The sequence below is a fragment of the uncultured Mycobacterium sp. genome (assembly GCF_964249325.1).
GTDB lineage: Bacteria > Actinomycetota > Actinomycetes > Mycobacteriales > Mycobacteriaceae > Mycobacterium.
The window spans coordinates 4,681-7,070 of record NZ_CAXUCH010000221.1 but is presented as its reverse complement, the minus strand read 5'-3'; the positions used below and the strand labels follow the sequence as shown (position 1 = coordinate 7,070).

Below are 2,390 nucleotides of genomic sequence, written 5' to 3'. Positions count from 1 at the left end.
TTTACGTGAGGCAACGAATCCGCCTTCGCGCGCATCTTGACATGAGGCAACAGGCGAGGGCGCAATGCAAGCAGATATCGAGCCTGCGGTGACGGCATCGAGCCTGCGGTGACGGCGGGATTTCGGCGAACCGACCGCTATACGTGCAGTCTCGGCGCCGTAGACGCAGACTCGATCAACGACGCGCCGAAGACGCCGGCGTAAGCCTCACCACTGCTCGCGCGGGACGTCGAAGTCGATGCACAGCGCCCGCCAGACATCCCGCGGGTCCACGCCGTCATCGATCGCCTGGGCGGCGGTGCGCCCATCGAGGGCGGTAAGCACGTGGTCGACCAGCACCGAGGCCCCGTAGGCGGCGCCGAAGCGCAAAGTGACCAATTCCTGGAACTCCGTCAGCCGCACATTCGTCAAACTACCCAGCCAGCGCTTGATGACACACCTGCACCGGATCGGCGACCTCAGCCATGCTGGCCGCGGCGTGTCGCGCCGCCTGGCGGTAATGCGGCGACGACAGCACCTCAGCCACCGCAGCCACCAGCCCCTCGGCGGTCAACGGCCGAACCAAGAGCCCACTGCCCTGGCGCACGACGCGATTAGCGATCTCCCACTGGTCACCGCCGCCGGGCACTGTCACCAACGGCACGCCGGCCAGCAGCGCCTTAGCCACCATCCCATGCCCGCCGCCGCACACCACGACGTCGGCATGCGCGAGCAGTTCGTCCTGGCGTCCCAAGCCGACTGTCGCCCACGGCGGCAGAGTCAGGGCCGGACCGTTGAGTCGCGACACGACGACCCGCGCGCCGGCGGGCAACCCGGAACCGGGAACCAGGCAATCCAACGCGACCTGTGCCATCCCCCGCGTACCGGTCAGCGCCGTCGACGGCGCTATCACCACGACCGGTCCAGAGCCGGGCGGTATCGGCAGCACGTGGTCGGTCGGCTCGAAGTGCAACGGGCCCACCACGACGGCCTCGGCCGGCCAATCCGGGCGGGGCACCTCCAAGGCGGGCAAGGTGGCGATCAATCGCCGCAACGGGCCGGGGTCACGGGCCGGCAGGCCGATCCCAACCCGAGCTTCTTGGCGCTGGCGCAGGCCCGCGCGCCACGATTGCGCGGTCAGCGACCGCAGTACCGCGTCTCGAAGCCGCCCCCGAACGCCGGTCCCGGCCGCCAGTCCGCTACCCACCGGTGGCAGCCCTTTAGACGGCAGGTACAGGGGATGGGGATTGAGTTCGATCCACGGGATTGCCAACAGCTCGGCAGCCATGCCGCCGCAGGCGGTGATGACGTCGGATACCACCAGATCGACGGCCAGCTCTTGCAACTGCGGAACGTTGAGCACCGCCATCCGCGCCGCCCGCTGGTGAATCTTCGCCCCGGCGTCGCGGTCGTCGTCTGCCGCGGTGGGCTCGAGTCCCTCCAGCTCGGCGGCGTCGACGCCGACTTCCCGCGCGGCGTCGAGCCATTCGGTGCCGGTGAGCAGGATCGGCGTGTCACTCGCAGCCAGGAAGCGTTGGCACAGCGCGATCGCGGGAAACGAGTGCCCGGGATCCGGGCCGGCGACCACGGCGACTCGCACTTTCCCTACCCTGCCACAGCCGCAGACCTCTAGGTTGATGCGTGGCGACCCGCTGCGCCCGGCTCCGCCGCGCTTGCGATCGCCACTAGCCTGACGCGTGCCGACCCGCTGCGCCCGGCTCCGCCGCGCTTGCGATCGCCACTAGGCTGACCCCATGACTGAACCGACCACTGTTGACAACACCCGCACGGTCGAAGTGTTCCTCTCCGCGCTGCAAGACGAAGACTTCGACACCGCAGCCGCGGTGTTAGACGACGACTTGGTCTACCAGAACGTCGGATTGCCCACCATCTACGGCCGCGACAGGACGATGAGGCTGTTCCGCCGTATGCAGGGCCGCGCCCGGTTCGAGGTCAAGATCCACCGCATCGCAGCCGACGGCGCCGCGGTGCTCACCGAACGCACCGACGCGCTGATCTTCGGTCCCCTTCGGCTGCAGTTCTGGGTCTGCGGCGTTTTCGAGGTCCACAATGGCCGGATCACGTTGTGGCGCGACTATTTTGACTTCTACGACATGCTCAAAGCGACCTTGCGCGCGTTGGCCGCCACTGTGTTTCCGTCGCTGCGACCGTCGTTTTAGCCGCCCGAAGGCTTTACACCCGCGGCAGCCCACCCAGTTCGTCGAAGGCCTGCGCCCAGCCGATCAAGCGATCGGTCGCCTCGGCGAGGTCGTCACGATAGCGTTGCTGCGACGCCGGGAACGCGGCTGTCGCCCCGTCGTTCGCCGACGACACCAGTTGTGCTGCGGCAGTGATCATTTCGTTGTACTGACGCACACCGGCGCTCAACTGCGCGGTGAACGCGTTGATCG

General features: G+C 67.9%; 3 protein-coding genes and 1 pseudogene (1 of these 4 running past the window's edge). 1 reads left to right on the top strand and 3 read right to left on the bottom strand.

Annotated elements, in window-relative coordinates; translation table 11 throughout:
- Nucleotides 1-207 precede the first annotated feature (207 nt).
- Nucleotides 208-402 carry a DUF3046 domain-containing protein gene (locus tag ACFE99_RS20560; protein ID WP_375488259.1) on the bottom strand — a complete coding sequence of 65 codons (195 nt, stop codon included), beginning with the start codon at nt 400-402 and terminating at the stop codon, nt 208-210.
- 10 nt (nt 403-412) lie between these two features.
- The gene (locus ACFE99_RS20555) at nt 413-1,579 is read right to left on the bottom strand and encodes a glycosyltransferase (protein WP_375488258.1); all 1,167 of its coding nucleotides are present in this window, start codon (nt 1,577-1,579) and stop codon (nt 413-415) included.
- A 154-nt stretch (nt 1,580-1,733) separates the two neighbouring features.
- Here ACFE99_RS20555 and ACFE99_RS20550 point away from each other — a divergent pair, with 154 nt between their 5' ends.
- A complete protein-coding gene (locus ACFE99_RS20550; protein ID WP_375488257.1) occupies nt 1,734-2,159 on the top strand; it encodes a limonene-1,2-epoxide hydrolase in 426 nt (141 codons plus the stop codon).
- A gap of 13 nt (nt 2,160-2,172) precedes the next feature.
- On the opposite strand, the pseudogene ACFE99_RS20545 reads toward ACFE99_RS20550, so the two are convergent.
- A pseudogene (locus ACFE99_RS20545) lies at nt 2,173-2,390 on the bottom strand (hypothetical protein) (it continues 629 nt past the right edge of the window).

Bases quoted from the DNA above. Each gene is read 5' to 3' on its own strand.
- ACFE99_RS20550 (WP_375488257.1), top strand. From the start codon at position 1,734: ATGACTGAACCGACCACTGTTGACAACACCCGCACGGTCGAAGTGTTC.